Below are 26,047 nucleotides of genomic sequence, written 5' to 3'. Positions count from 1 at the left end.
TTTCCAGGTTCATAACCTAGCTCTAACATTTCAATAATCACTTTTACTATAACATGCTTAACTAAGATTGTAAATAAATAAGTAATCAAAGTCTATCTATCACAGTTATTCTTCTCTTATTTTTTTATTAATGAGATGTATCTATGAAGAACAGAAACATCAAGTTCACCTAGACCGATTTGAATTAGCTTTTGCTCCATTTCTTTCACTCTAGATGCAATTGGTAGATCAATTTTTATAGATTTAGCTAGATCAATAGCAATAGATAAATCTTTATTATGCAGCTCTAATTTAAATCCCAAGGGATGTTTATTAATCAACATTGCTTTTGATCGGTTTTCTAATGGCCAGGAATTAGCTGCTCCAACTTTTAAAGCATCAATTACATCATCCATTGGCAATTCAAGCAATTTGCCTAATTCCATTGCCTCAGCAACTGCTGCATATGTTCCTGCAACAAGTATCTGATTAAGAGCTTTGACTTGTTGACCTTTACCAACGCCATTAAAATAATTTATTGATTTACCTAGCACTTGAAATATATGTTCAAAAGATAAACATTCTTCTTTACTTGCACCAATAAACAAAGACAATGAACCTTCAGAAGCTCCCTCTGTACCACCAGAAACAGGGCAGTCAACATAAAAAATATTTTTTTGAGCTAATCTTTTATGTACTGAGATAGATTTATTAGGACTTATTGTAGAGAAATCGATAACAAATGAATTAGGCTTTAATGATCCTGATACACCATTATCGCCAAATAGAATAGATTCAACTGCCTCGTCATCTGTAACGCAAATCAAAAGGCCATCACAGTCAATAACAGCTTCTACAGGATCAATAAAATATTTTATTTCATCTTCATTATTAATTTTTTTTCTCTGATATAAATTCAAATCATAGCCGTTATCAATCAGGCGCTTTGACATGGGCTTCCCAATAGATCCAAGACCAATAAAAGCTAGTTTCATCAAAATCAAATTTTCCTATAAAACGAACTAAGAGTAATAATTACGACAAAGGTTTGAGCTATTACTATAAAAAATTAATATGATGCCAAATTAAGAAAATATGATGCGATAATCAATTCATTGAATACTTAAGAAATTGACTAATTTTACAGATTCCAAGAATGCAACTCACCATTGGTATCCATTCTTGAAGTATCAAGAGGAATGTGAAGCCGCTGGGAAGGAAGCTAGCGTAAATGATTGGATGAGAGCTTCAGGGCAACTACAAAACAGAATTGATTTTGAAGAAGCAAAAAAAGCAGCTGAAGCTGAAGCTCTTAAAACGAAGGCTGAGGCACCTAAAAAAGAGGCTTAAATAATTAATTATCAATTAAGGAGCTATATTTACTTCTTTTAAATAATTTGAAAGCTAATTAAAGGAAACAAAGAAATCTTGTGAAGATCTATCAAACCATTTGCATCAATGTAAGTCATTTTACTAGAGTTATTTAATTAAGGTCCTAGGAAATACATAACCTAAGATCAAACTTTTTCTGATCCTTAATTAATGTCAGAGACAAAAGCCCTAAACGTACTACTTGCACCAGAGGGGCAATTGCAGGGTAATGGACAACTAAGAGAATCTTTTCATGAGAGAAGGGATCGCAAAGGATCTGATTATCCTATGTGGTTTTTAAATTCATCATTGGTTGTTAAATTTAATATCTCAGACAAAGAGGGATATGAGGCTGTTGTTGCAGAAGAATCATCAACAATAGCTTGGCTAAAGCTTCGTTTTGGTGGAGAGAAGTTCACAAAAACACTTAATACTGAAGAGCTTTGGGAACATGCAAGCTTGCCACCTGAACCACCAGAAATAAAAGACATATCGACACAAGAGTAAATATTTTTATGAAACCAGTTCACAAAATAACAATTCACCATAAGCAAGAAGGTAAAACATATACCTTTGAGGTTCCAGAAGGAGAATATATTTTGAGAAATTTCGAATCAAAAGATGAAAATGGTCAAATAATCGGTGATAAACTCCCATTCTCATGCCGAAACGGTTGTTGCTCAGAATGCGCAGTTAAAATAATTTCAGGTAAAATGGATCAACAAGCTTGCATTGGCTTGTCAAAAGAGCTGCGAAAGCAGGGATTTGGATTATTATGCGTTTCCAAAGCAATAGGTCCATTGGAATGCGAAACGCAAGAAGAAGACGAAGTTTATAACGCTCAATTTGGGAAATACTTCAAAGGATTGGATACACAAGCAGGAAATCCCTTTGATATTTAAATTCCTCAAAAAATCTTATTTATCAGTCCAGAAATTCAAAATATCACCACCAGTAAAATTAACATCCTTGTCGTATCTCAATGCATTAGTTTTTTCCATCGGCAATGCAAATTGCCTGAAAATTAAAGATACGAATTTTACGAACTTAACTGGCTTTGTTAAACCTTTTGTCGACACAAATGCCCTAAAAGATTCAATAATTTTGTTTCTCAAGTCCCAAAACTTTTCGTCTTCAAGATTAAATACCCAAGGGAAAGCATTTTTAGAGGTGTGATTTGTTCTTTTGATAACTTCCTCATCAAATTCTTTAGGCTCAATGCCCAATAATTCATAAAATTCTCCTCTCTCACAAACTGTCAAAGTATGAGTTAAAAATACACTCCAAAGGAAAAAACGACTTAACAACTTACCTCTCCAACCTTTAGTAATTCCAGGCCAACATCTCATCATTACAGTAAAACAGTCTCCATGTCTGTTCTCGTCTTGACACCATGGTTCGAAGAAGTCAAACAAAGGAGCAAAGGCTTCACCTGGATTAGCTTTAAGGTGCCTATCCATCAAGATATATCTCCAATAACCAATTTTTTCTGACAGGTATACAGAATAAATAACCCAACTTATTGGGAACCAAGTTGCTGCTCTTTTCCCACCTAAATGAGGTAGATCAACCTCAATCCCCTCAGCGACAAGAGCTCTACTGAGAAATCCTGCATGCCTAGCTTCATCTCTGGCTAAAAACTGAAATAGTTTTCCTAGATCTCTATTTCCTTCCTTCTTTAAACGATTAGAAATTTCCTTAAAAAGTAAGAAACCTGAAAACTCAGATATAACAGATCTAACTAAATAACTTTCATAGACCTCTTTTGACTTCTGCGGTAATTCTTGCAGCCTATCTAAACTTGCTTTTCTATCGAAATGAGTGCAATTATAATCAGCCTTCATCTCCGAAAGCATCGCTTCAAACTCTTCACGAGCATCGGTTAATTCTGTCTTGGCAGCTTTCTTAAATTCGGTTACATAAAAACGGGGTGTTAAAAGGTTTTCATCTAAATGTGGCGGCAACTCGTTAGTTCCGCGTGTATCAACTCTTAGTTTTGGGGAAGAAGAAGCTGTAGCGGTCATTCAAATTATCAAGCAAGAAGATAATTGTATGTCTTAATTAGAAAAAAAGGTGAATTTTTAATGAGGTAGTAATAGAGCTTTGCGTAAAACGACAAAAAAAAGGAACTAAGAAAACAAATACAAAACTACTATTTAAGGATTTACAGAAAAAAATCAGCCGATTCAATAATATTTAGAATAGAAATATTACCTTTAATTAAATAACATTTCAAGCGAAATATCGCTTAGGAATGAATATCTTGTAAGGCTGAAACGGATAAGACTTGATTCTGCAATGCCTCAATTCCCTTCACTGCAGCACTAGCTCCTTTTAAGGTCGTCAAAGTTGGGACTGAATAGTCAAGAGCTGCTTTCCTAATATATTTATCATCATAAATAGCTTGACGACCAATCGGAGTATTTATTACCAACTGAACCTTTCCAGATCGAATCATATCTTCGATATTTGGTCTTCCTTCATGAACCTTAAGAACCCTTTCAACCTTTAAATCAAATTTCTCGAGATACTTGGAAGTGCCAGATGTTGCAAAAACTGAAAAACCTAATTCAATTAATTTTTTTGCTACGGGAATCAATGCTGGTTTGTCTCGATCATGAGTAGATAAGAAAACAAAACCAGAAGTAGGTAATCCCTCACCGGCAGCGAGTTCTGATTTTGCATAGGCCATTCCAAAAGTATTTGCAGATCCCATCACCTCACCTGTTGAACGCATTTCTGGTCCTAAAAGACTGTCTGAGCCAGGAAAACGTCTAAAAGGCATAACCGCCTCTTTTATTGATTGAAGAGGTGGGATGGGTTCTTGATTTAAACCAATATCCTTGAGGTTTTTACCCAAAAGCAGCTGAGTAGCTATTTTTGCAAGAGGGATTCCAGTAGCTTTAGAAACGAAAGGAACAGTTCTTGAAGCCCTTGGATTAGCCTCAATAATGTAAACAATCTCATTACCTTCATCATTTCTTTTAACAGCAAATTGAAGATTAATTAGACCTACGACATCTAGCTCAATAGCTAAAGATTTTGTCCAACGCTTGATTGTTTTAATTGAGTCACTAGATAGCGTTATAGAGGGGAGGCAGCAGGCTGAATCGCCAGAATGAATACCAGCAGGCTCAATGTGCTCCATCAATCCTCCAATCACAACATCTTTGCTGACATCACATAAAGCATCAACATCGACCTCAATGGCATTCTCTAAATATTGATCAATAAGGATTGGATGCTCAGGTTCAACGTTTACTGCTTCCTTGATGTATCTTTCCAACTCATCTTGCTCATAAACAATTTCCATAGCTCTACCACCTAGAACATATGAGGGCCTAACGACTAAGGGATAGCCAACTTTATTAGCGACATCCAAAGATTCTTCGAAAGTTCTAGCGATTCCATTCTTAGGTTGCCTAATATTTAACCTTCTCAAAACCTTATCAAATTGCTCTCTATCTTCAGCCAAGTCAATTGAAAACGGGGATGTTCCTAATACTTTGGTTCTTAACTTTGTGTTTTCGGGTTTCTTCAACCAATTGACTATTGGTAAAGAAAGTTTTAAAGGGGTTTGCCCTCCAAATTGAACAATTATCCCATAGGGTTCCTCAAATTCAATAACATTCAGAACATCTTCTAGAGTTAAAGGCTCAAAATAAAGTATGTCGCTTGTATCATAATCAGTTGAGACCGTTTCAGGGTTACTATTTATCATTATTGTTGTACATTCTTCCTCTTGAGCTTGATAAGAAGCATGGCAACAACAATAATCAAATTCAATGCCTTGACCAATACGATTTGGTCCTCCACCGAGAATTAAAATTTTATTTTTATAATCTTTTTTAATTTCACTTAGATTAAGATTTTTGATTATATTTCCATCTTTATCAATGGTGCGAACTGGTCTTTCATATGTAGAATAATGATATGGTGTTTTTGAGGAAAATTCAGAGGCGCATGTGTCTACTGTTTTATAAACAGGTAGTATTTTAAGAGAAGTTCTTATAGATCTAATTGATAGTTCATCAGTATTTAGAGCAAATGCAATCTGACGATCAGAGAAACCAATTTGTTTAAGCTTGAATAAGAAATTAGGCTCTAAATCGTTAATATTTTTATAATTAAGTAATTTTTCCTCTGCATTTACTATATTCCTCAATTTTGACAAAAACCAAGGATCTATTTTAGAGAAAGAAAATATATCATTATCACTACGACCGCTCTTCATAGCTAATCGTACATACATTATTCTTTCAGGAGAAGGGGTCCTTAATTGTCTTTCTAAGTCAACAGATGAAAGCTTTTCATCATCACGATCACACCCCCAACCACTAAACCCAGTCTCCAGAGATCTTATTGCCTTTTGAAAAGATTCTTCAAAACATCTTCCTATTGCCATAGTCTCTCCAACTGACTTCATAGAGGTAGTAAGTATTGAGGAACTTCCTGAGAATTTTTCGAATGCAAAACGAGGAATTTTAGTAACCACATAATCAATTGAAGGTTCAAAACATGCGGGGGTTTTACCAGTAATATCATTAATAATCTCATCTAATCTATAACCAACGGCCAAAAGAGCAGCAATTTTTGCTATTGGAAAACCTGTAGCTTTACTTGCTAAAGCAGAAGATCTGCTAACACGAGGGTTCATTTCAATTACTATAATCTCACCATCAATTGGATTGATTGCAAATTGGATATTGCTTCCACCAGTAGCAACACCAATTTCTCTAATTATTGAGATTGAATAATCTCGTAAACGTTGATATTCTCTGTCTGTTAGAGTTTGAGCAGGGGCTACTGTAATAGAATCTCCAGTATGAACTCCCATAGGATCAACATTCTCAATACTGCATATAATCACAACATTATCTGATAAATCTCTCATAACTTCCAGTTCAAATTCTTTCCAACCTAAAAGAGATTTTTCAATAAGTATTTGAGAAACAGGGCTAGCATCTAAACCTGTTTTGCATAATTCTAAAAATTCATCCTGGTTATAAGCAATACCTCCTCCACTTCCGCCTAATGTGAAAGCAGGTCTGATAATTTTGGGAAATGAAGAAATTTTATTTCCTACTATTTCAGCTTCTTGAAGATCAGAAGCAATGCCAGATGGGCATACGTTAACCCCAATATTATTCATCGCTATTTTAAATAAATTCCTATCTTCCGCTTTCTTAATTGCATTTAGATCTGCACCAATTAATTCAATGTTGTACTTATCTAAAATTCCAGACTCTGCTAATTCAACTGAAATATTCAATGCAGTTTGGCCTCCCATAGTGGGCAAAAGGGCATCAGGTCGTTCTTTTTCTATGATTTGTTCAACAACTGAAGCTGTGAGAGGTTCTACATATGTCCTATTTGCCGTTTCAGGGTCGGTCATTATTGAAGCTGGATTTGAATTAACTAAAATGACTTCAAAGCCATCGCTTCTAAGGGCTTTACATGCCTGGGTACCGGAATAATCGAATTCACAGGCCTGACCAATAACAATAGGTCCAGAGCCTAGTATCAAAATCCGACGTATATCTTTACGCCGTGGCATTTGAATTTCTTGTAAACTTCATTTATGTCACACATTCTAGGTATCTGTTTATCATCTACTGACTAGATCGGCAAACTACCACTAAAGTTTAACTAACTATCCGAACAAGAAACAAAGAGTATGAGCGAACTACAGCGCCTAAAAGGGCTGCTGCCACCAGAAAACCAAAGCTGGGTATTTATTGAAGCCGCGGCAGCAATAGATCCTCCCTTAATCACGCTCGAAGAAATTGGGCGAGATGAAGTGGAAATTCAAGTTGATCTCGAGCAATGGGATTACTTAGCTCAAGATCATAGAAATTTATTGTTTTGGCATGAGGTGGGACGCATTCAGAATGACACCATCCCTAGAGACGGTTGGGAAATGGCAGCTCTCGCAATAGGTTTAGGTGGTGCAATTGGAGAATTATGGGTGCAAGATGGACTGCTTCTACTAATGGCTCTTGGATTGTCAGGGTTTGCGGGCTATAGATTATATTTAAAAAACAATTCAGAGAAACGTTTACAAGACGCAATCGCAGCTGATGAGAGAGCTATTGATTTAGCTTGTCGATTCGGATATAGCGTTCCAAATGCTTATAAAAGTCTAGGTGGTGCATTAAAAGATTTAGTAGAAAAATCTAGAAAGAAAAAAAAGAGAACATTTTACGAAGACAGATTAGAAGCCTTGAGGAAAAGTGCTGAAAGAGCAAGAGCAGAAATGGCATCTCAAGAAGGTTCTAAAAAATCAGTTACAAGTGAAAATGTTTATGGATAATAGTAGGTTAATTGAACTAGCTGCAGGAGCTTGCGATGATAGAAAAGCTGGGGATATAAAACTTTTAAAGGTTGATCAAGTTTCTAGTATTGCCGATTGGATATTAATTACAGAAGGTCTTTCCGACGTTCAAGTAAGGGCAATAGTTAACAATGTGGAAAAGACTTTAAAAGAAGAAGCAGATCTACTCCCTCTCAGAAAGGAAGGAATTAATGAAGCAAAATGGGCATTATTAGATTACGGAGATCTGATAATTAATGTTTTTCAACCTTATGAAAGAAAATTCTATGATTTAGAATCATTTTGGAGCAATGGAATCTTTCATGGTTTTACTAATAATCAATTGATCGTATTAAAAGATGGATAATATAATATGTCCTGTTCCTTCAAATCAAAGGCCATTAAATGAATTTAATAGTATTAGAAATTCTTGGATAATCTCCTGGCCTTTTTTAAAAAGAAGTATTTTCTACAGAAAACTAGTACTAAGTTGGTTATTAATTACACCAATTAGCTTTACAATATCGTATGGAAGCGATTACCTGAAAAATAATATTTTTGACCTTACTTTTGTAAGTTTCACTGCCTCTCTTCTTGTCCCTATATTATTATTAATTAGGCAATGGTTGAGTTGGGTATATATATATAACAGACTAAATTCTGAAACCATAGAATATGAAGAATCTGGTTGGTATGATGGTCAAATTTGGGAGAAACCAATAGAGTGGAGATCGAAGGATTTACTTATAGCTCAGCACCAAGTTAAACCTATCCTAAACCATCTAGAAATAATAATAATAATACTACTCTTTTCAATTACTTTATTTTCATTCTTATTTATAGTTTTAGAAATGAATTAACACATGAATATACAAAGAAAATTAGAAAGTAACAACTTAAATTCTATGAAAGTCCTCGTTAAAAGAGGTTCAAGCGTTGAATCAATTCATAGAGCTCACGCCTCAATTTGTGATACGAAAGGCAGGACATTAATGAAAGCAGGTTCGAGTGAATATGAAACTTTTATAAGGTCAGCATTGAAACCTTTCCAGGCACTGCCATTTCTTACGAGTGGAACTTCAGAAAAATTCAATTTAGACAATAGAACCTTGGCTCTCGCATGTGGTTCACATTGTGGTTCTGCTAGTCAAGCTAGAACAGCTTTCAAACTCTTATGGAATGCTGACATAGACATAGAAGAACTCAAATGCCCCATCCCTCAAGATAAAAAAAGCAGGCTTCAACACAACTGTTCAGGGAAACATTCGGCATTTCTGGCAACTTGCAAGAAAATGAACTGGGATCTAGATAGCTATTTAATGGGACATCATCCCCTTCAGAAAGAAATATTCAGAAGAGTTTCAGATTTATTGAAAATACCTGCTGAGGAATTAATTGCGGAAAGAGATGATTGTGGAGCGCCAACATTACTTTTGCGTTTATCACAGATGGCTATTTTATACGCACATTTATCCAGATCAGACCAGCCAGAATTTGAAAAAATAACACGCGCAATGACTCAGCACCCAGACCTAGTAGCGGGTGAAGGGTATTTTGATTCTGAATTAATAAAAAGAGGTCATAAGCAAATAATAAGCAAAGGAGGAAGTGAAGGTATTCAATGTATAGGCCTATTGGGCGAAGGAATTGGACTCTCAATAAAGGTAGAAGATGGATCGAAAAGAGCAAAGCATGCAGTAGCCATCCATCTCCTTCGTCAGCTTGAATGGATCACCCCATCAGCGATAGAGGAACTTGATGAGATCACTCTCCAAAAAAAACCTGGAATCTATTTCGAAGTTGAAGGAACATTAAAGATCCCTTAACTCAAACAAATCGATCTTTTTAGTCGCATAAAGATGTATGCTTTAAAAGCTACGCGGGGTAGAGCAGTCTGGTAGCTCGTCGGGCTCATAACCCGAAGGTCGGAAGTTCAAATCTTCCCCCCGCCACCATTTATAAGCCCAGTCTGCGACTGGGCTTTTTTAGTGCCATAATATGATCTTTGAAAAAATAAAGCTAATCAGACATAGTAAAACTGGATAAACCTGGTTAAATTCGGGAAAATTGTGTCCCTTTTGTCTCAAGAAAGGGAAGTAAGAAAATAATAAACAGGAGAATTAAAATTAATAAATTTAATAAAATATTGGATTACTAAAACAATATAAAAGGTGGATTCATTTAGTGAAGCAAAGGGTTATGACTTCTCTTTTTATTGGATAGAAATACAAGTCGAGGGTGAAAATAATATCTAATTAAAAAATTCTAAAAATTTTTATTAAATATTTATAAAGAGATACTCTGATTTCTTAAAATTAAAACAAGGCAAGATTACAAAAATCATTCTAATATTTATTCTATAGATTATTAAAATAAAATTTTTTATTTTTCTATTTTAGCATCAAAAATCATTCTTCTTAATAAACTATGAATGATATATATTCAATAACAGGAATTATACAATTATTTATTTTTGATAAATTTATAAATAAAGTTAACCAATCAATCAGAAAAAGTACTTACTATAATATAAAAAAGTCTAAACCAATCTATATTTATGAAAAAAGATAATCTAAAGAGAATCATCAAACAGCTCGAGACCTTACTAGAAGAGTTGAAAAGTGAGGTCTACTCTGACAAAGATTCATATGTTCATCCGTGGGATGAACATATGAAAAACACCCCTAGAATTATCAATACAGAAGACGATGACGGTTACGCCGATTAGTCCCGACAAACAGGCAAAAACAAAAAAAATATAAAGAATAATCTGTTTTCCTTTTTCTTGGTACAACTACCTATTGCTCTAGAGGAATTTCAAAAGCAAATTATGAGAAAGTGTGAAAATTTTATGGCTACTTTACCTCAACTTGTAAAAGCCACCCCGCAGGGAGGCACTATTCATAAATATCAACTTTCTGGCGGAAAAACTTCTTTTATGAGATATCTAGGTTGCTACCTTGGCACATGTAAATTCTGCAATGATATTGAAGAAGCATCTGAATTTGTATCAAGCATAGAGCTTTCTCCCAAAACCCTTTGAGCAATAGATTTTTATAAAACAGAAAACACCCAACCGTACATGATTGAACGTTGAAAATACGTTCAAGTTTTTTTATGTAAATTTAATCGATACTCGAAGGCATTAGGTGCTATTTTTTTTGAGTCTTTAAGCACATAAGGAGAATACTCTTTTAATGGGACAATTTTCATCTCACTAGAAGATCACTCAGTTATGAAAGAAGAAAAAAGAAAAATTAATAAAACATTTGAATATGAGAAGAATAATCTCATTAGATCTAGTTTGACTGAGAAAGAAAGCGTAAAAAATCTTGAGAATATTTCTCAAAAGCCTTCCAATCAATTAACCAATGGACTTTTAGGGTGGTATTCAGTATCTAGCAGCGAGTCAGTAAAAGATGAAAAATTAAATCACTTCACGATTTATAATGAACCACTTGTTTTGTATCGTGATAGAGAAGGCATTGTTAGATGCGTAAAAGATGTATGCCCACATAGAGGTGCATCTTTTTTAGGAGGTGAAGTTATAAACGGTCAGCTTGTTTGTCCTTATCATGGTGCCAGGTTCTCCTCTCAAGGGAGTTGTACAAATTTAGATAGAATAACTTGTCAGCATATTATTGACTCTAATTATGATAATTACGCAAAAAGCATAAAGCTTTTCCAGTATCCATGTGTAGAAAAAGAAGGTTATATCTATATTTATTATAATGGTAAACCTCTTGCAAACATAGAAGACTTTGAAATAAAGTCTTCTATCAATAGCCTGCTTCCTGATTCTTATGGATTTCCTTCTTTAGAATATGAGTATGAAGAAGTATATGTAGATTTCAAAGCGGATTGGGCAAGAATTATTGAGAATCACTTAGATATATTACATGTATTCTGGATGCACGGAGACACTATCCCCGACAAAAATGTAAATAGAGATACTATAACTAGCTTTAATCAAAAGATTAAACGAGATAATAGACAGATAGAGAGTATATATTCATATAAAACAAATGGGCAGGAAGAGTTTATAAGAATAAAGTTTGTGCCACCTGGCAGAATTTTTATATATAAGGGATCGCCAGAAAGCACAAGATATATTCAAGTTCTTGATCATATTCCACTTGGAAACAATAAAGCAAGAGTCATTGTAAGACATTATAGAAAGTTCCTTAAAAATAAACTTTTCACAAACCTAGTTTTATTTAGTCATCTTCAAAGAAAGACATTTTATAAGATTTTTACTGAAGATTATTTAGTCTTGAAAACCCAAACTTTTAATGAACAGATGGGTTATATACAAAAAGATAATGTTAAGTTATTAGGTGAAGATAAAATGGTTCAATATTATTGGGATTGGCTTCAAAATGCATTAAATAAAGAAAAACCTTGGGATTTACATCCAACTAACTCATTAACTAATTCAGTTCATGAAGACAGAGGCATGCTATATCCACCAGAAAATCCTAATATGGCTATAAAGAATAATAGAAAAATAAATATCAAGCTTTTAACTCGTTTATTATTCCCAATAAGTTTTATTCTGTTATTCATTTAATTAAGCTCAATGATAACTTTAAATAACTATATAAATGAGATTTGATTCTCAGAAAGATCTGCTAGCCTGGGCTAGTTTTAAAAATATAACTGTATATATTGATCAAAAAGAAATACTATCGAATATAAGTATTAATTTAAACTATAGTGAAAATACACTAATCTTAGGCCCAAATGGATCCGGTAAATCAACTTTTTTAAAGTTATTAAATAGATCCATATATCCAATTTCTAAAAAAAATAGCTCGTTAAAACTTTTTAGCAAGGAAAACATAAATATTTGGGATGTAAGAAAAAAAATTGGATTTCTCTTCAAAGAAATGGAGCAAAGGGTAAATAATGGAGTAAAACTTTATGATTTAATCGCATCAGGATTTTCTGGCACATTTAATTCTAGGTATTCTAAATTTCTTACAAAAATAGAAAGAAATAAAATTAAAAATTTAATAAATGAATGGGAACTAGATAATATTATTAACAATGATTTCAATACATTATCTGATGGACAGAAAAGAAGAGCTTTACTTGCTAGAGCTCTTGTTTATGAACCAAGTATATTAGTGCTAGATGAGCCATTTTGTAATTTGGATATAAAGTCAAATCTCATATTAAATAAAAACTTAAATAAATTAATCGAAGCCTCAGTAAATATAATTTACGTGACTCATAACTTAGAATCAATTCTACCTAAAACTAATAGAGTGATTCTAATAAAAAAAGGAAAGATCATCAAAGAAGGTGACCCAAATAACATAATAAATTCAAAAGTAATTAGTGATCTTTTTGAAATATCAATAAATATAGTAAAACAAAACGGATACTGGAGAGGTATTCCTCTAGGAAACTAAATTATAACCAGAATAAAAGATATAATTAATATGCAAATAAAGAAAAAATATTTATTTTTAATCAAAGAAATACTAAAGTTATTTATTTGATTATACCCTGATCTTCTAACGCCAAAGGGGGTTCCACATGAATTACATACTAATCTTCCTGACAAAGCACGGTCAGCTCTCAAATTATAGCTTCCACAAACCAAACATTTATTTGAAATCATTAGAGTTGAATTAAATCAAATTTTCTTCTAAAAATAATAATGGTTTAGTCATATTACTTGAGTAACCTAATAAACTTTCAGCAATAAATTTATATAAGACCTCATCTTCTTCATTGAAAAGTATTGTCGCCCCTCTCTGTGTTAAAAAAGATGGTTCAGGAACATATATTTTCCAGTTGGAAAGAATTTCAATCATATTCATAAGTCTCCTTGTAGCAAGCTCAAAAGGACGTAAATTTTGTTTTTTAGAAAAAATATTAAACATATCACCTTTTAATAAAGAAAAAGGTCCTATTTTTATATCCTCATCATAGTCAAATAAGCTCTTAGAATTTCTATCCCCCAAGTATCCTCTTAAAACTTCCTTAATTGTACCTCTGGAATTTATACCAGCACACATGATCAATAAATTAATTATTGATGGAAGTGGCGAGACAAATCCAACATTGAGATTAAGTTTTTTATGAAGGTCAGCATTCCTTAAGGCAACAACATTTTCAATATTTATATTATTGTACCTACAAAAAAACTCTTTAGAATTTTCACTACCAATACCCACCAACATTAAATCAACTGAGTTCTCAGTCAGTCTTTTTACTTGACCAGATAATTGTTGCGCATATTCAAAACTGTCAAAATCAGCAAAAGAGCCCAGTACAACTATTAGGGTTTTTCTTTTATCGAGAAATATATTTTCACTTCCAAGAAACTCTTCGATGATATTTTTGTAATTCATAGATTTGTCTTTGTTTTCAAAATAACAAAGTTTGAACGTGAAACAAGAAATTTTATCTTCACTATAGACAAAAATCATAGTGACTATAGGCACTTTGCATACAAAATCGGTCCATAACACGAAGATCATATTAAGTAGCAGATGTTCTTGAAATATGTACAAAACCTACAATTTCAATAAGCAATGTGAAGGGATATGGAACTTAAAGACCTATAAATATATCCTCTTACTGTTCTTTGTTTATTTCTCGTGCAGACCTACGGGAATCCTAGCGTTACCTATGACTGGTACGCGGGTAATTCAGGGACGGCCAATCGCTCCGGAAAATTCATCGCTGCGCATGCTGCCCATGCTGGTTTGATGATGTTCTGGGCAGGTGCGTTCACTTTATTTGAGCTAGCTCGTTATGACTCATCCATCGCGATGGGTAATCAAAACTTGATCTGCTTGCCTCACCTTGCACAACTTGGAATAGGTGGAATCGAAAACGGAGTAATAACTGAGCCTTATGGTTGCACGGTTATTGCCGTACTTCACCTAATTTTCTCTGGTGTTCTTGGTGCTGGTGGAATTCTTCACTCAACAAGATATGACGGTGATTTAGGAAATTATCCTGAAGGTAGTCGTCCTAAAAAGTTTGACTTCGAGTGGGACGATCCAGACAAACTTACATTTATTCTTGGTCACCACCTTCTTTTCCTAGGTTTGGCAAACATTCAATTCGTTGAATGGGCTCAATATCATGGGATTTGGGATAGTGCTCAAGGTGTTACACGTAAAGTTGTATACAACCTAGATCTAGGAATGGTTTGGAATCACCAAGCAGATTTCCTTCAAATCACTAGTTTGGAAGATGTTATGGGCGGCCATGCTTTCCTAGCATTCTTCCTAATGATTGGTGGTACATTCCATATCATTACTAAGCAATTCGGTGAGTACACAGAATTCAAAGGTAAAGGACTTCTTTCAGCAGAAGCTGTTCTTTCCTACTCACTAGCTGGTGTTGGCTACTGTGCACTTGTTGCAGCTTTCTGGAGTTCAACAAACACAACTGTTTATTCACCAGAATTCTTTGGAGACGTACTTCAACTCAAGTTTGACTTCGCTCCTTATTTTATTGATACCGACTCATCACTTGCGACTGGGGCTCATACAGCAAGAGCTTGGTTAGCAAACGTTCACTTCTATCTTGGCTTCTTCTTCATACAGGGACATCTCTGGCATGCATTAAGAGCTATGGGATTTGACTTCAGACGTGTTGGTAAAGCGTTCGACAATATGGAAAACGCTAAAATCACTAATGGTTAATCATTAATTTGATTTCATTAATGAAAAAAGACCCGCAAGCGGGTCTTTTTTTTTATGCAATCTGGTAGTAGAAATAAATACAAGCCTCATCACACTTATGTCACAATTGTCTAACTCAAAACAAAAAAAGCGAAAAATAAACTTCGTTTTGATGTGACTTTTTATACATGCAGCCACAAAAACTCGCAAGAGCTTGTTGCTATTGAGAATCGGTTGCAAAAAGCATCTTTTCCTGTGTAAGTTAGTAGTTAATTCAAGCTCCTTTAAAAATTCAATGAGCTTTAGAAGCTACTCAGAGCCACCTTCATCAGCGGTTAGGATGGCTACCGGTCAATCGGTTCTTATAGACCCATCCTCAAGAAGAGGAGATACATGCCTAGAAGTTATAGACGGTATAGCTCGTGTTTACTGTCCTTGCGAAGAGACAGAAGGAATGACTCTGGCTTTCTTGCAGTCAGGTGACCAATTAAGAACTGACCGTTTATGCAGTGAAGGAGTATGCGTGGAAGCTTTAACCCCTCTTTGCTTTATCAGTGACGCTGAAACATCGGCAGAATCAGGAGGTTATGATCCAGTTAATGAGTGGACTCTGCAACTACTCAGAATTAGACACTTAGGTAATGCTGAACAAAGACTTCAAGCCTTGTTTGCTTTACTAGTTAATCGACTAGGAAGAAGATGTGGAGATTGGTGCAAATTACCTTTCAGGCTTACACATGAAAGAATTGGAGAATTAATTGGATCTACCAGAGTCACTTCTACTCGTTTAATCTCAAGACTGAGAACTGCTGAATTACTAAAAGCGCCATCAGGTGATCCAACACTAAGTCTTTCGCCAGAGTTTATTGAGACAGCACCTTTAACTGCTTAGATATAATGAATCAATATTTATACTCTTATTCTGAATCTATTGTTCTATCACTTTGCAAAGAGATAGAGTATATAAGAAGTAGATCAAAGAATATAAACAACTCTCTAAAAACTTGTCACAACCAAATTCTCTCAAGAAGGTTAATTTTGGAACTTGAGAAGTTGAACAAAAATAGATTAAAAATTTTAAAAATTTCTGAAAACATGTTCAAAAATAATTCAAATGATTTATCTTTTCAATTTTTGTTAGAAATAACAAAAAGGTCAAATTTGATTCAACAAATATAAAATCAGAGCATAGGTTTTATTTGATTTATTTTACATTTAATTCATTATCAATAATGAACAATGCAGAAGGATCATTATTAGAAAATTTGACTTTACCTAGCAAATAAGCCATTTCATCTTCTGATTTAATTTGTTCGTCGATTACAGGGTCAAGGAATACAGTTGTACGAGTATCATTAGATCTCTCTGCTAAAGAATAAAGTTGTTGAACAGAGGTTGTTACGTCAGCCTCCATTTGGAAAGACAAAGTTACTAATTCTTCAACAGTTTTCCATTCTTGTATTGGTTTAGTCACTTCTTCAAGTTCAACAGTTTGACCACGAGCAATCATATATTTAGCGAAGTTAAATCCATGCTCTTGCTCAGATAGAGACTCTCTTTTAAAAAATGAAGCAAACCCTCTAAGTTCTCTCTCAAGTAACCAAAGGGACATAGCAAGATATTGTGCACTTGAGACCCTTTCAAGAGAGGTGTGTTGACACAGAGCCTCAAGAAGATCAACATCCATCGGCTGCGCAATGGCACGACCGGAAGGACCCAAGCGAAGACCTACTGAACTGGATGTAGCTGTTTGCATCACAAAAAAAGCAAAGTCAGGCAACAAAAAAGTAATTTTGCCTGAATAAATGATAGCTCCTTTTGTATCATTTTGTTGTCACTAAGCTAAAACTTAATTTTTTTATTTGATAATGAATCTCAATTGCGAAAAAATTTCGAATGTAATCATCCGAATATTAAATCTATTTAGAAATTAGATTTAATATTTTCTGGAAGAATTAAAAACTTTTTTTCATGAATTGTTTCAACTTTGCATTTATCTCCAATAGATAAATATACATCCAAACTCATTTCCGACCTTAACTTTAGACCATTACTAATTACAGTATAGACAAAACAGTTGATACGATATTCTCTTGAAATAACAGTAAAAACACCATTGATACAAGCTTTAATTCTGATAGAATTTTGATCGAACATACAAACTGACTTTAATGAGATCGATGTATCTGAAGGAAAATTCAATTTACCAATACATGTAGAATAGGAATCATCAAAGTATCGAATTGGCAAGATATTTTTTTGCAATACAAACTGTGCTACAAAATCATTTGATGGGCTTGAAACCATCTCAAAGGGTGTTGCGTATTGTTGAACTTCACCAGCTCTTAATACAGCAACACGATCACAAATAGCCAATGCTTCATGTGGGTCATGAGTTACTAAAATCGCAGATGCTGAGCAAGATTTTAAAACAGAAGATAGTTCTGACCTCAATCTAGATCTAACTTCAACATCTAAAGAACAAAAAGGTTCATCCAACAAAACCAACGAGCTGCCAGGGGCTAGGGCACGAGCCAACGCAACTCTTTGACTCTGCCCACCAGAGAGTTCGTGTGGATATCTTTTTTTAAACTCATAAATATCCAATAAATTTAATAGCCAGTTGGCCCTATTAATAGATTGTTCTTTCTTGTTAATGCCAAAGCAAACATTATCCCAAACATTCAAATGAGGGAAAAGCGCATAGTCTTGAAAAACCATACCTATTTGTCTTCTCTCAGGAGAAAGGACATAATGGTCATTTGAGATTGTTTGCCCATTTTTTTTTATTGAACCGCGTCTAGGCTTATCAAAACCTGCTATCAATCTAAGAAGGGTAGTTTTTCCACAGCCCGAAGGACCTAACAATCCAATCAATTCTCCAGGTCTTAGAGATAAATTAATATCTTTTAAAACCCAATTATCATTTTTATTAGGTTTAAACTCATGCCATAAATTTTGAATTTCTAATTCAGTATTCACCAAAACTATTTTTGTCTATTCTATTCATAAGAAAACAATTAAAAACAAACTGACCACAAAAGGAAAAAACATTGAACAAAAAATACAGGGGTAGGTATAGAATGATACTCATTTTCCCTTATCAAGGTCTGCGACTTCGATTCAAAGGTTTTTAATTAGTTTACTTTAAAACACAATTTTATTAATACTGCCATGAGAAAAGATGAAAGGGTAAAAATAATAATTAAGAGACTTGAAGAATTATATCCTGAAACACCTATACCCTTGCATCATCGAAATGGTTTCACACTACTCGTAGCAGTTGTATTAAGTGCACAATCAACCGACAAGAAAGTCAATGAATTAACTAAAGATCTTTTCAAGGTTGCCAGCTCTGCTGAAGAAATGTATAAATTAGGTGAACAGAAAATATATAATTATATAAAACAACTAGGTCTTGCAAAAACCAAAGCAAAAAATACTTATAACTTATCAAAGATTATTTATGAAAACTTCGATAATAAAGTTCCAAATTCATTTCAGGAACTTGAATCACTACCTGGTGTTGGTCATAAGACAGCTAGTGTTGTTATGTCTCAAGTCTTTAATGTCCCATCATTTCCTGTCGATACACACATACACAGATTATCTCAGCGCTGGGGATTAACCTCAGGTAAAAATGTTATCCAAACGGAACTGGATCTTAAAAAATTATTTCCAAAGAATCTTTGGAATAAGTTACATTTACAAATTATTTTTTACGGAAGAGAATATTGCTCAGCGAGAGGATGTAACGGTAAAATCTGTAACTTGTGCAGGGAACTTTACCCAAATAGAAAAAAACCAATTATTTGTTCAAAGGCTTAATAATTATCTATTAATTTTACTATCTCAACAAAAAGGACTATTTCTTGCTAGAAACATATCAAAGAAATTCAATTCAAATGAAATTAGCCATAACAGGAGCTTCAGGGAAAACAGGTTTTAGAGTTGCAGAGGAAGCAATATCATCTGGATATGAGGTGAGGTTAATAGTTAGATCTCAATCTGAAATACCTGAATCAATAAAAGGTTGTGAAAGGTACGTTTTATCTGACACTAATGGAACAACACTTGATTATGCATTACAAGGTTGTGAAAGTCTTGTTATCGCAACAGGTGCGAGGCCATCTATAGATTTAACAGGTCCAGCAAAAGTAGATTACTTAAATATCAAAAAACAAATTGAAAGCTGCAAGAGGCAAAAGTTAAGACGGGTTGTTCTTGTTAGTTCACTTTGTGCCGGCAAATTAATACACCCTCTAAATTTATTTGGTCTCATACTTATATGGAAAAAATTAGGTGAAAGATCTCTACAAAAAAGTGGTCTAGATTGGACTGTTATACGACCTGGAGGTTTGAATGAGAATGAAACTAATATAAAAGATCAGAACATTTTGTTTTCTGGTGAAAAAACTCAAGAAGAAGGCTCGATTCCTAGAAGACTAGTTGCCAAAGTATGTATTGAAGCTTTAAAAACAAAAGATTCAATAGAAAAAATCATAGAGATTACTAGTAGCGAAGAGAATCCCAAAACAAATATGAGTAAGGCAATAAAGACGTTTAATATTTAACTATCAAAACCTAAATTCACCATGAACACCAACGCTAAAATTGATGCGTTGCAGCTAATGCTTACTGATCTAAGAACAAGGAACGAATCAATAAGACATAAAGCTGCTTTCAGAGGATGCCAACCAGAATTCCAATCATTAGTTACGGCACTTATTGATCAATTGGAAACACAATTGAATGAAGAGAAGCAAATTCACAGAGGAAAATCAAAATCTATTGGATAAAAGAAAGTCTTAACCTAACTCCAAACAAGCCAAACCATATACATCGCTCATTGAAACAGGAGGTTGAGAACCTCTATACATCCTGAAAGTTTCAGATTCTGATTTAAAACCTAATTTTTCAAATACTTCAGAAGCTGACTTATTTAGGCCAGGTGAATCGATAATTACTAAACCAGGATGACTCTCTATTAATTTCTTCAACAAAATTTTTAAAAGGTCAGGAGTATCAGCCATTAAAGGACCAATTCTCCATCCATCTCCATTTTGCAAAAGACATGGTCTGATTCGACCAAAACCATGACATTGTTTTTCTTTATCAATAACTGCTATTACTTTTCCAGCTGGATGATTAAGCCAATTTGATAAAAAATGAGGTCTAGGAGTTGTTTCTCTTTTTTCGTCAAATTTCTCTACGGCATCTTGTGGAATTGAGGAACCCTCAATAAAACTAAAATGATCTAAATCACCATTTCCATAACTATCTTTAAGTAATTTACCGTCACCCAACCATTGCCATCTTGTTGTTTTCGAGGAAATTGTAAAGCCCCATTTTTTGTAATCAGCAATTCTATCTGGAGCCGCCTCTAGACCAACACAAGGTAAATCACTTAAATGAGTTAAAGCCTTTTTCCAAAGTTGGATACCAAAACCTCTACCCCTATACTTCTCAATTACCAAAAACAATCCAAGGAATCCATAATCTTGATTATATCGAACACCAGCAATGCACCCAATAGGATTGCCATTCAACCAACCAACCCAAAGTCCCTGTTTGTCTGTATTTTGATAAATACCTAAATCACCAACTCCTGGTGCAAAACCCTCCTTTCTAGATATTTCAGTAACAAAATCAATATCTGAATTACATAAAGGTTTAATAGATAAAAGATCTCCCATAAAATATATTTTTCTAATAATTAAAAATCTAATGTAAATAGATAATAAATCTATAAATATGAGCAAAAAAACATCTAATTAGAAATATATATAATATCTATAAATAAAAAATCTTTAATATAATTAAAAAATATTGAATAAAGAATTACAATAAATATTAAGAAATAATTTTGAACAAATCGCCTCTTACAGACATATTTGAAAGTTCAGAATAACCACCAATAAACTGATTATCTATAAATATTGGTGGGAAAATTGAAATAGATATTTTATTACTAATATTTTTGTATTGTTCTTCTTTGGTAATTACATAAGAGTTGAATTTTATACTAAAAGAGTCTAGAAGCTTAAGAGCTGTCTTTGACCATGGTCAATCAGGAATGGCATAAGTATCAACTCTTGCATGATTATATTTTGAACTACTAATTGATGTCTTGCTAAGATCAGAAATGCCTCCAATCAAGACATCTAAAGATTCAGAACAATTGTTCCAGGGAGAAGGTGCCCACCAAATACACTCCAATTTTCATCAGATACACTTATATGAAGATGAGACTTGGATGATCCTAGATAACACTTAAGTTATTATCTCTAACTTCTTTTCAAAAATTACCGGTTTATCATTTAAAGGACATTTCAATGAAACTTTTGAAGGACCACCAACAGCGCTTATTAAAAAGAATGTATGATTATGTCTTCTATGCAACTCAATTAATGAATTATAAATATCTAATCCTTTAGAAAAATTAAAAAAATAATGTTCCATAATATTTATGTTATGGGAACTATAAAATATTTAAGTTATCCTTGATCTAATTTTCTCACGATAAATGCCATTGCTCCTAATGATAAAAAAAACATGAAAATAAGAAATGTAGTCATGGCTTTACTATATAGATAGTTAGTATAATATAATAGATTATAAGAAGGCTATACTTAAAGATTTTTAAATAAACCTAATTCCCAATATTCAAAATAGAATGAACAAGAAAATTATTAATTCCAAAAGATTTATCACTTGGCCCATAATCATAAATGGACTGACAATTTCTAGGATATTGCTAGGATTACCAATAATTATTTCACTTAAAAGTGGTAATAATTATATCTTTATTTTTCTAATTCTTATAGCGGGTCTCACTGATTTTCTTGACGGTTATTTTGCACGTAAATATGATCACAAATCTGTTTTTGGTGCGAAGTTAGATCCTCTAGCAGACAAGATACTTCTAATTGGACCAATGATATGGTTGGTCCATGAGGATCTAGTACCATTATGGACTATATGGTTAATAATATCTAGAGAACTTTTAATAACTAGTTGGCGTTCCCATAAAACCTCAGGTGCTCCAGCCTCAATTCAAGGTAAATATAAAACCACATTTCAATTTACCAGTATAATCCTATTACTATGGCCAAAAAGTTGGGGTACAGTTTATGTCCTATATATTATTAATACAATTGGTTATATTTCATTTTGGATAGCATTATTTCTTACTTTAAGCTCTGCCATAAAGTATGTTGTCAATCAAAAAGAAGTTCATCAGAACTAAAATCAACTTTTTCATGATTAGCTAATAGATAATCATTCTTATAGCTATCAATTAAACCATTTAACAAATCGAATTTAGGCTCCCAGGATAAATCTTTTTTTATTTTAGAAGTGTCCGTAAAGAAATTAGTTAATCTTAGAGGAAAAAGTTTTCTCGCCTTAGGATCAAGTTTTGAAGGATCAAAAGAACGTAAATGAAAATCATCGACTTTATTTCCGGTAGCTTTAATTGCTGTTTCAATTAAACCTTTGAAAGTTACGGCCTTACTTCCTGAACAATTATAAATTTGATTAATCGCTTTATCAGTCTCAAGAGATTTAGAAATAGCTTCGGCCAAATCAGAAACATGTCCTAATTGCGTGATAGTTTGACCATCAAAAGGAACAGGAATAGATCGGCCATTAGTTATTCGATCAAAAAACCATTTTTCAATAGGGTTGTAGTTACCCGGGCCATATATATATGTTGGACGAAAACTCGTAAAAGGAATACCTTCAGTCTTAAGCCAATGCTCTGTTTTTGCTTTACCTATATGACGGCTTTCAAGATCTATTAAACTCTCTTCACTAACAGGAAAGAATTGTGTGTTCTCATATACTCCTGCAGAACTTATATAGATAAATCTAAAACCAGGAAGGCCAGAAAATTTAAGAAATCTTTGTGTATCCTCCAACTTGCGTCCAGAACTATCAACAATAAGGTCAAAAGAATGACCAGATAGTTTTTTTAAATCCTCATCATCTGACCTGTCCCCCTTTACGTGATTTATATTTTTTGGTACTGGTAGATTTCCACGAGTAAACACAAATATCTCATGTCCTTTTGATAGAAGGCTAGAGACAAGAGCTTTTCCAACAAACCTAGTTCCACCGAAAAAAAGAACTTTCAAGATACATTATTAAAAAAATTATATTAAAGCCTATAGATAATCTCCCAGAGCTACATAAATGATGTTAGATGAATAGTAATAATTTTATTCTTGATGGAAATCATACCTGCAATAGATCTACTGAATGGAAAATGTGTTCGGCTAAATCAAGGAAATTACAATCAAGTTACTAAGTTCAATAGTGATCCAGTAAGACAAGCTCAGGCTTGGGAAAGCCAGGGAGCAAAACGACTACATCTTGTAGATCTTGATGGGGCCAGGACTGGTGAACCCATAAATGATCGAACAATAAAAGAAATAAAAAAATCCATTACGATACCCATTCAGCTTGGTGGTGGTATCAGGAGCATTAATAGAGCAAAAGAATTATTTGGGATAGGAATAGACAGAGTTATTTTAGGTACAATTGCGATAGAGAACCTGAAATTAGTTAAAGATCTATCTAGAGAATATCCAAAAAAAGTTGCAGTAGGGATTGATGCTAAAGAGGGAATGGTAGCCACTCGAGGTTGGCTAAAACAAAGCGAAATATCTTCTCTAGACTTAGCTAAACAACTTAACGATCTTGAATTAGCCGCAATCATATCAACCGATATTGCAACAGATGGCACTCTAGAAGGACCAAATATAAAAGCCTTAAGTGAAATAGCTGAGGCAAGTATTAATCCAGTAATTGCCTCAGGAGGGGTAGGTTCAATAGCTGATTTAATTTCCCTTGCAGATTTAGAGAATGAAGGTATTGAAGGAATAATCGTAGGCAGAGCACTATATGACGGCTCAATAGATTTAAAAGAGGCGTTACTAACATTAAATAATCTTCTTATTCAAGATTCATTAAATGATAAAGATAAATTTCTTGTCTAACATTTAAAAAATGATTGGTCCTTTCGATTTATTGAATAGGACTGGAACTATTCTTAAATCAAGTTATCTTAAAAAGGATAGGTTCTTAGATTTAAATTGATCGAAGGAAGACCAAAACAAATTTTAATGATAGCGCCTTCACTTCTGGGCGAATCTTTAGCTTTGCAACTAACATCGCAGGATAATAATTTAGAAATAATGCTAGACAAAAAAGATATAATTGGATTCCCAAAACTTATTCTATTTTGCCTTGAAGAAGTAGAACTCTCAAACTCAATCAAACTAGAAATCATTAAGTTAAAAGAAAAATGGGATCAAGCTCCTATTTTAATTGTAATACCAAAAAGCATTAAATTATCATCTGCAGATCTGATGACTTTTGGTAGTGAAGGAATTATTCAAGATCCTACTATTGAACTTTTAAGAGATACAATCAATATTTTACTTGGAGGAGGCAGAGTATTTAAAATCAATAATGAATCGAATTATAATGCTGACTCAATTTCTAATTCATATGGATTAGGACATTGGTTATTAACTAGTGGTATATCACAAATAAATAAAGATCTACACACCATAAACCATATGATAGCTAAGAAATCAATAAATACATTTTATCTTTTAATATTAATAGGTAGAAGAAGAGAACTATTAACAGCGAAGAGATTAATCATCTGGTTATGGGGGCCTCTAGAGGTATTGATAGAGTCTCCAATTAAAACTAATAGAAAGAAAAATATAAATCTAATTAACAAATATAGTACTGACATAACAATTAAAAACCCCTCAACGAATGAGTTATGGAATGCAATACACAAGCGGGTAAAGGAGAGACTTCAAGGTGACCTAATTAATTCTACAGATGAACTAACAGCTCTTTATTCGTTAAATAAAAGCAAAAGAACTAATCTTTTGAAAACTCTTTTACAAGAATTTTCAATTGTTATCAAAAAACTTGATTCTAAAAATATTCTTAAAGAAGAACTTGAAGAGATTTTACAATCTATCACTCCTGAATTACGCTCTAATACATTACGCAATTTTATAGATTCATATGATCGTCTTCATAAGAATGGTGATGATGTTTTTATTTCGGACTTTCTAGTAAATAATGCAGAGCTTGGAATACTTGATGATGAACTACCTTCAATTGCTTTAATAATAGATCCAATATTAAATAATAAGCCTATCCTCATCGATGGAGAGTATTTATCAATAGAGGACCCTCGATCTATTATTCAACTAGAAACTTTGATTCTAAATTGGATATTCAGGACAGCTGAAATAGTTAGTGAAGAAATTATATCTTCATGTTCTGAATGGCCTGAATTGCGTAAATACTTTCTAAACAAGGAATTGGTTTCAACAAGGGAACTTGAACGTAAAAGAAATCATATCAATACAAATAATCAACTTCAAAGTCTATTCAAAAAGCCAGTTAGATTATACGAAAGCAAAAGATTATATTATACAGTAAAAAATAATAAAATTGAAAAGATTATCATCCTTGAACCTAGAGATGATGAATTAAAGAAATTAGACTGGGCCCAAAGACAAATAGCATTTATAATAGAGTTAAGAGATGCATTGGCTCCACAAGTACAAGCAATAATTCAATACTTGGGTGATTTAATAGTTCTAATTCTCACAAAAGTTGTTGGAAGATCTATTGGATTAATTGGCAGAGGTATAGCTCAAGGTATGGGGAGAAACCTATCTAAAGGATAATT

29 protein-coding genes and 1 tRNA gene are annotated in these 26,047 nt (G+C 33.4%); 19 read left to right on the top strand and 11 right to left on the bottom strand.

Features of this window, described 5'->3' with window-relative positions; genetic code table 11:
• Nucleotides 1-116 precede the first annotated feature (116 nt).
• Nucleotides 117-974, bottom strand: a complete 858-nt coding sequence (locus AC6EI0_RS01200; protein ID WP_498522706.1) for an NAD(P)-dependent oxidoreductase — start codon at nucleotides 972-974, stop codon at nucleotides 117-119.
• Between the two features lie 136 nt (nucleotides 975-1,110).
• Between AC6EI0_RS01200 and AC6EI0_RS01195 the strand changes: the two genes are divergently transcribed.
• The 3 genes from AC6EI0_RS01195 (at nucleotide 1,111) to AC6EI0_RS01185 (ending at nucleotide 2,252) form a co-directional block, all read left to right on the top strand.
• Complete coding sequence (locus AC6EI0_RS01195) at nucleotides 1,111-1,329, top strand: hypothetical protein (RefSeq protein WP_498522705.1); 219 nt, start codon at nucleotides 1,111-1,113, stop codon at nucleotides 1,327-1,329.
• 192 nt (nucleotides 1,330-1,521) lie between these two features.
• Nucleotides 1,522-1,857, top strand: a complete 336-nt coding sequence (locus tag AC6EI0_RS01190; protein WP_498520814.1) for a hypothetical protein — start codon at nucleotides 1,522-1,524, stop codon at nucleotides 1,855-1,857.
• Between the two features lie 8 nt (nucleotides 1,858-1,865).
• Entirely contained in the window at nucleotides 1,866-2,252 is a 387-nt protein-coding gene (locus AC6EI0_RS01185) for a 2Fe-2S iron-sulfur cluster-binding protein (protein WP_498522704.1), read from the top strand.
• A 15-nt stretch (nucleotides 2,253-2,267) separates the two neighbouring features.
• Here AC6EI0_RS01185 and acsF read toward each other — a convergent pair whose 3' ends face one another.
• Both acsF and carB read right to left on the bottom strand, forming a co-directional pair.
• Nucleotides 2,268-3,374, bottom strand: a complete 1,107-nt coding sequence (acsF, locus tag AC6EI0_RS01180; protein WP_498462611.1) for a magnesium-protoporphyrin IX monomethyl ester (oxidative) cyclase — start codon at nucleotides 3,372-3,374, stop codon at nucleotides 2,268-2,270.
• A gap of 224 nt (nucleotides 3,375-3,598) precedes the next feature.
• Nucleotides 3,599-6,907: a carbamoyl-phosphate synthase large subunit gene (gene carB / locus AC6EI0_RS01175; RefSeq protein ID WP_498522703.1), complete on the bottom strand. Its 3,309-nt coding sequence runs from the start codon at nucleotides 6,905-6,907 to the stop codon at nucleotides 3,599-3,601.
• Between the two features lie 120 nt (nucleotides 6,908-7,027).
• Here carB and AC6EI0_RS01170 point away from each other — a divergent pair, with 120 nt between their 5' ends.
• From AC6EI0_RS01170 to AC6EI0_RS01135, 8 genes are all read left to right on the top strand, one after another.
• On the top strand, nucleotides 7,028-7,663 hold the full coding sequence (locus AC6EI0_RS01170; RefSeq protein WP_498507135.1) for a DUF3318 domain-containing protein: 636 nt from the start codon (nucleotides 7,028-7,030) through the stop codon (nucleotides 7,661-7,663).
• Nucleotides 7,656-8,030 (top strand): ribosome silencing factor, encoded by a 375-nt coding sequence (gene rsfS / locus AC6EI0_RS01165; RefSeq protein ID WP_498520810.1) that lies wholly within the window; start codon nucleotides 7,656-7,658, stop codon nucleotides 8,028-8,030. The genes AC6EI0_RS01170 and rsfS overlap by 8 nt, the downstream gene beginning before the upstream one ends.
• On the top strand, nucleotides 8,023-8,523 hold the full coding sequence (locus AC6EI0_RS01160; RefSeq protein ID WP_498522702.1) for a CGLD27 family protein: 501 nt from the start codon (nucleotides 8,023-8,025) through the stop codon (nucleotides 8,521-8,523). The genes rsfS and AC6EI0_RS01160 overlap by 8 nt, the downstream gene beginning before the upstream one ends.
• A gap of 45 nt (nucleotides 8,524-8,568) precedes the next feature.
• Nucleotides 8,569-9,489, top strand: coding sequence for an asparaginase (locus AC6EI0_RS01155; protein ID WP_498522701.1), 921 nt, complete (start codon nucleotides 8,569-8,571; stop codon nucleotides 9,487-9,489).
• A 52-nt stretch (nucleotides 9,490-9,541) separates the two neighbouring features.
• Nucleotides 9,542-9,618: transfer RNA gene (locus AC6EI0_RS01150), tRNA-Met, on the top strand.
• 896 nt (nucleotides 9,619-10,514) lie between these two features.
• A complete protein-coding gene (locus tag AC6EI0_RS01145; protein ID WP_498522700.1) occupies nucleotides 10,515-10,706 on the top strand; it encodes a hypothetical protein in 192 nt (63 codons plus the stop codon).
• 192 nt (nucleotides 10,707-10,898) lie between these two features.
• Nucleotides 10,899-12,233, top strand: coding sequence for a Rieske 2Fe-2S domain-containing protein (locus AC6EI0_RS01140; RefSeq protein WP_498522699.1), 1,335 nt, complete (start codon nucleotides 10,899-10,901; stop codon nucleotides 12,231-12,233).
• Between the two features lie 34 nt (nucleotides 12,234-12,267).
• Entirely contained in the window at nucleotides 12,268-13,080 is an 813-nt protein-coding gene (locus AC6EI0_RS01135; RefSeq protein WP_498522698.1) for an ATP-binding cassette domain-containing protein, read from the top strand.
• Between the two features lie 222 nt (nucleotides 13,081-13,302).
• On the opposite strand, the gene AC6EI0_RS01130 is transcribed toward AC6EI0_RS01135, so the two are convergent.
• The gene (locus tag AC6EI0_RS01130; protein ID WP_498522697.1) at nucleotides 13,303-14,028 is read right to left on the bottom strand and encodes an AhpC/TSA family protein; all 726 of its coding nucleotides are present in this window, start codon (nucleotides 14,026-14,028) and stop codon (nucleotides 13,303-13,305) included.
• 249 nt (nucleotides 14,029-14,277) lie between these two features.
• Between AC6EI0_RS01130 and AC6EI0_RS01125 the strand changes: the two genes are divergently transcribed.
• Both AC6EI0_RS01125 and AC6EI0_RS01120 read left to right on the top strand, forming a co-directional pair.
• Nucleotides 14,278-15,336 carry a chlorophyll a/b binding light-harvesting protein gene (locus AC6EI0_RS01125; RefSeq protein ID WP_498522696.1) on the top strand — a complete coding sequence of 353 codons (1,059 nt, stop codon included), beginning with the start codon at nucleotides 14,278-14,280 and terminating at the stop codon, nucleotides 15,334-15,336.
• Between the two features lie 274 nt (nucleotides 15,337-15,610).
• A complete protein-coding gene (locus AC6EI0_RS01120) occupies nucleotides 15,611-16,207 on the top strand; it encodes a Crp/Fnr family transcriptional regulator (RefSeq protein WP_498507122.1) in 597 nt (198 codons plus the stop codon).
• Between the two features lie 312 nt (nucleotides 16,208-16,519).
• Here AC6EI0_RS01120 and AC6EI0_RS01115 read toward each other — a convergent pair whose 3' ends face one another.
• Together AC6EI0_RS01115 and AC6EI0_RS01110 are read right to left on the bottom strand one after the other, a co-directional pair.
• A complete protein-coding gene (locus tag AC6EI0_RS01115) occupies nucleotides 16,520-17,071 on the bottom strand; it encodes a ferritin (RefSeq protein ID WP_498523482.1) in 552 nt (183 codons plus the stop codon).
• A 167-nt stretch (nucleotides 17,072-17,238) separates the two neighbouring features.
• Complete coding sequence (locus AC6EI0_RS01110; RefSeq protein WP_498522695.1) at nucleotides 17,239-18,297, bottom strand: ABC transporter ATP-binding protein; 1,059 nt, start codon at nucleotides 18,295-18,297, stop codon at nucleotides 17,239-17,241.
• Between the two features lie 192 nt (nucleotides 18,298-18,489).
• Between AC6EI0_RS01110 and nth the strand changes: the two genes are divergently transcribed.
• The 3 genes from nth to AC6EI0_RS01095 all read left to right on the top strand — a co-directional run bounded on the left by nth (nucleotide 18,490) and on the right by AC6EI0_RS01095 (nucleotide 20,114).
• The gene (nth, locus tag AC6EI0_RS01105) at nucleotides 18,490-19,143 is read left to right on the top strand and encodes an endonuclease III (RefSeq protein WP_498522694.1); all 654 of its coding nucleotides are present in this window, start codon (nucleotides 18,490-18,492) and stop codon (nucleotides 19,141-19,143) included.
• Between the two features lie 77 nt (nucleotides 19,144-19,220).
• Nucleotides 19,221-19,889: an SDR family oxidoreductase gene (locus tag AC6EI0_RS01100; RefSeq protein ID WP_498522693.1), complete on the top strand. Its 669-nt coding sequence runs from the start codon at nucleotides 19,221-19,223 to the stop codon at nucleotides 19,887-19,889.
• A gap of 21 nt (nucleotides 19,890-19,910) precedes the next feature.
• Nucleotides 19,911-20,114 (top strand): hypothetical protein, encoded by a 204-nt coding sequence (locus tag AC6EI0_RS01095; RefSeq protein WP_498522692.1) that lies wholly within the window; start codon nucleotides 19,911-19,913, stop codon nucleotides 20,112-20,114.
• A gap of 9 nt (nucleotides 20,115-20,123) precedes the next feature.
• Here the strand turns inward: AC6EI0_RS01095 and AC6EI0_RS01090 are convergent, their stop codons facing one another.
• From AC6EI0_RS01090 to AC6EI0_RS01075, 4 genes are all read right to left on the bottom strand, one after another.
• Nucleotides 20,124-21,011 carry a GNAT family N-acetyltransferase gene (locus AC6EI0_RS01090; RefSeq protein WP_498522691.1) on the bottom strand — a complete coding sequence of 296 codons (888 nt, stop codon included), beginning with the start codon at nucleotides 21,009-21,011 and terminating at the stop codon, nucleotides 20,124-20,126.
• A 157-nt stretch (nucleotides 21,012-21,168) separates the two neighbouring features.
• The gene (locus AC6EI0_RS01085; protein WP_498523481.1) at nucleotides 21,169-21,339 is read right to left on the bottom strand and encodes a hypothetical protein; all 171 of its coding nucleotides are present in this window, start codon (nucleotides 21,337-21,339) and stop codon (nucleotides 21,169-21,171) included.
• Between the two features lie 42 nt (nucleotides 21,340-21,381).
• Nucleotides 21,382-21,534, bottom strand: coding sequence for a hypothetical protein (locus tag AC6EI0_RS01080; RefSeq protein WP_498522690.1), 153 nt, complete (start codon nucleotides 21,532-21,534; stop codon nucleotides 21,382-21,384).
• 54 nt (nucleotides 21,535-21,588) lie between these two features.
• Nucleotides 21,589-21,777 (bottom strand): PCC domain-containing protein, encoded by a 189-nt coding sequence (locus AC6EI0_RS01075; RefSeq protein ID WP_498522689.1) that lies wholly within the window; start codon nucleotides 21,775-21,777, stop codon nucleotides 21,589-21,591.
• A gap of 214 nt (nucleotides 21,778-21,991) precedes the next feature.
• Between AC6EI0_RS01075 and pgsA the strand changes: the two genes are divergently transcribed.
• Complete coding sequence (pgsA, locus tag AC6EI0_RS01070; protein WP_498522688.1) at nucleotides 21,992-22,564, top strand: CDP-diacylglycerol--glycerol-3-phosphate 3-phosphatidyltransferase; 573 nt, start codon at nucleotides 21,992-21,994, stop codon at nucleotides 22,562-22,564.
• Here pgsA and AC6EI0_RS01065 read toward each other — a convergent pair.
• Nucleotides 22,536-23,453 (bottom strand): NAD-dependent epimerase/dehydratase family protein, encoded by a 918-nt coding sequence (locus AC6EI0_RS01065; RefSeq protein ID WP_498522687.1) that lies wholly within the window; start codon nucleotides 23,451-23,453, stop codon nucleotides 22,536-22,538. The two genes, pgsA and AC6EI0_RS01065, sit on opposite strands and share 29 nt — an antisense overlap.
• A 93-nt stretch (nucleotides 23,454-23,546) precedes the next feature.
• Here AC6EI0_RS01065 and hisA point away from each other — a divergent pair, with 93 nt between their 5' ends.
• Nucleotides 23,547-24,317, top strand: a complete 771-nt coding sequence (gene hisA, locus AC6EI0_RS01060; RefSeq protein ID WP_498522686.1) for a 1-(5-phosphoribosyl)-5-[(5-phosphoribosylamino)methylideneamino]imidazole-4-carboxamide isomerase — start codon at nucleotides 23,547-23,549, stop codon at nucleotides 24,315-24,317.
• A 126-nt stretch (nucleotides 24,318-24,443) separates the two neighbouring features.
• Complete coding sequence (locus AC6EI0_RS01055) at nucleotides 24,444-26,045, top strand: DUF3685 domain-containing protein (RefSeq protein ID WP_498522685.1); 1,602 nt, start codon at nucleotides 24,444-24,446, stop codon at nucleotides 26,043-26,045.
• The last annotated feature ends 2 nt before the right edge of the window (nucleotides 26,046-26,047 follow it).

The sequence above is a fragment of the Prochlorococcus sp. G5PB11 genome (assembly GCF_059772425.1).
The sequence above is the reverse complement of the archived record's forward strand: the minus strand, read 5'-3'. Positions and strand labels throughout refer to the sequence as shown.

Excerpts from the sequence above, each read along its gene's own strand:
- AC6EI0_RS01200 (WP_498522706.1), bottom strand. The coding sequence starts at position 974 with ATGAAACTAGCTTTTATTGGTCTTGGATCTATTGGGAAGCCCATGTCA.
- AC6EI0_RS01190 (WP_498520814.1), top strand. The coding sequence starts at position 1,522 with ATGTCAGAGACAAAAGCCCTAAACGTACTACTTGCACCAGAGGGGCAA.
- AC6EI0_RS01185 (WP_498522704.1), top strand. The coding sequence starts at position 1,866 with ATGAAACCAGTTCACAAAATAACAATTCACCATAAGCAAGAAGGTAAA.
- acsF (WP_498462611.1), bottom strand. The coding sequence starts at position 3,374 with ATGACCGCTACAGCTTCTTCTTCCCCAAAACTAAGAGTTGATACACGC.
- carB (WP_498522703.1), bottom strand. The coding sequence starts at position 6,907 with ATGCCACGGCGTAAAGATATACGTCGGATTTTGATACTAGGCTCTGGA.
- AC6EI0_RS01170 (WP_498507135.1), top strand. The coding sequence starts at position 7,028 with ATGAGCGAACTACAGCGCCTAAAAGGGCTGCTGCCACCAGAAAACCAA.
- rsfS (WP_498520810.1), top strand. The coding sequence starts at position 7,656 with ATGGATAATAGTAGGTTAATTGAACTAGCTGCAGGAGCTTGCGATGAT.
- AC6EI0_RS01160 (WP_498522702.1), top strand. The coding sequence starts at position 8,023 with ATGGATAATATAATATGTCCTGTTCCTTCAAATCAAAGGCCATTAAAT.
- AC6EI0_RS01155 (WP_498522701.1), top strand. The coding sequence starts at position 8,569 with ATGAAAGTCCTCGTTAAAAGAGGTTCAAGCGTTGAATCAATTCATAGA.
- AC6EI0_RS01145 (WP_498522700.1), top strand. The coding sequence starts at position 10,515 with ATGGCTACTTTACCTCAACTTGTAAAAGCCACCCCGCAGGGAGGCACT.
- AC6EI0_RS01140 (WP_498522699.1), top strand. The coding sequence starts at position 10,899 with ATGAAAGAAGAAAAAAGAAAAATTAATAAAACATTTGAATATGAGAAG.
- AC6EI0_RS01135 (WP_498522698.1), top strand. The coding sequence starts at position 12,268 with ATGAGATTTGATTCTCAGAAAGATCTGCTAGCCTGGGCTAGTTTTAAA.
- AC6EI0_RS01130 (WP_498522697.1), bottom strand. The coding sequence starts at position 14,028 with ATGAATTACAAAAATATCATCGAAGAGTTTCTTGGAAGTGAAAATATA.
- AC6EI0_RS01120 (WP_498507122.1), top strand. The coding sequence starts at position 15,611 with ATGAGCTTTAGAAGCTACTCAGAGCCACCTTCATCAGCGGTTAGGATG.
- AC6EI0_RS01115 (WP_498523482.1), bottom strand. The coding sequence starts at position 17,071 with ATGCAAACAGCTACATCCAGTTCAGTAGGTCTTCGCTTGGGTCCTTCC.
- nth (WP_498522694.1), top strand. The coding sequence starts at position 18,490 with ATGAGAAAAGATGAAAGGGTAAAAATAATAATTAAGAGACTTGAAGAA.
- AC6EI0_RS01100 (WP_498522693.1), top strand. The coding sequence starts at position 19,221 with ATGAAATTAGCCATAACAGGAGCTTCAGGGAAAACAGGTTTTAGAGTT.
- AC6EI0_RS01095 (WP_498522692.1), top strand. The coding sequence starts at position 19,911 with ATGAACACCAACGCTAAAATTGATGCGTTGCAGCTAATGCTTACTGAT.
- AC6EI0_RS01090 (WP_498522691.1), bottom strand. The coding sequence starts at position 21,011 with ATGGGAGATCTTTTATCTATTAAACCTTTATGTAATTCAGATATTGAT.
- AC6EI0_RS01075 (WP_498522689.1), bottom strand. The coding sequence starts at position 21,777 with ATGGAACATTATTTTTTTAATTTTTCTAAAGGATTAGATATTTATAAT.
- pgsA (WP_498522688.1), top strand. The coding sequence starts at position 21,992 with ATGAACAAGAAAATTATTAATTCCAAAAGATTTATCACTTGGCCCATA.
- hisA (WP_498522686.1), top strand. The coding sequence starts at position 23,547 with ATGGAAATCATACCTGCAATAGATCTACTGAATGGAAAATGTGTTCGG.
- AC6EI0_RS01055 (WP_498522685.1), top strand. The coding sequence starts at position 24,444 with ATGATAGCGCCTTCACTTCTGGGCGAATCTTTAGCTTTGCAACTAACA.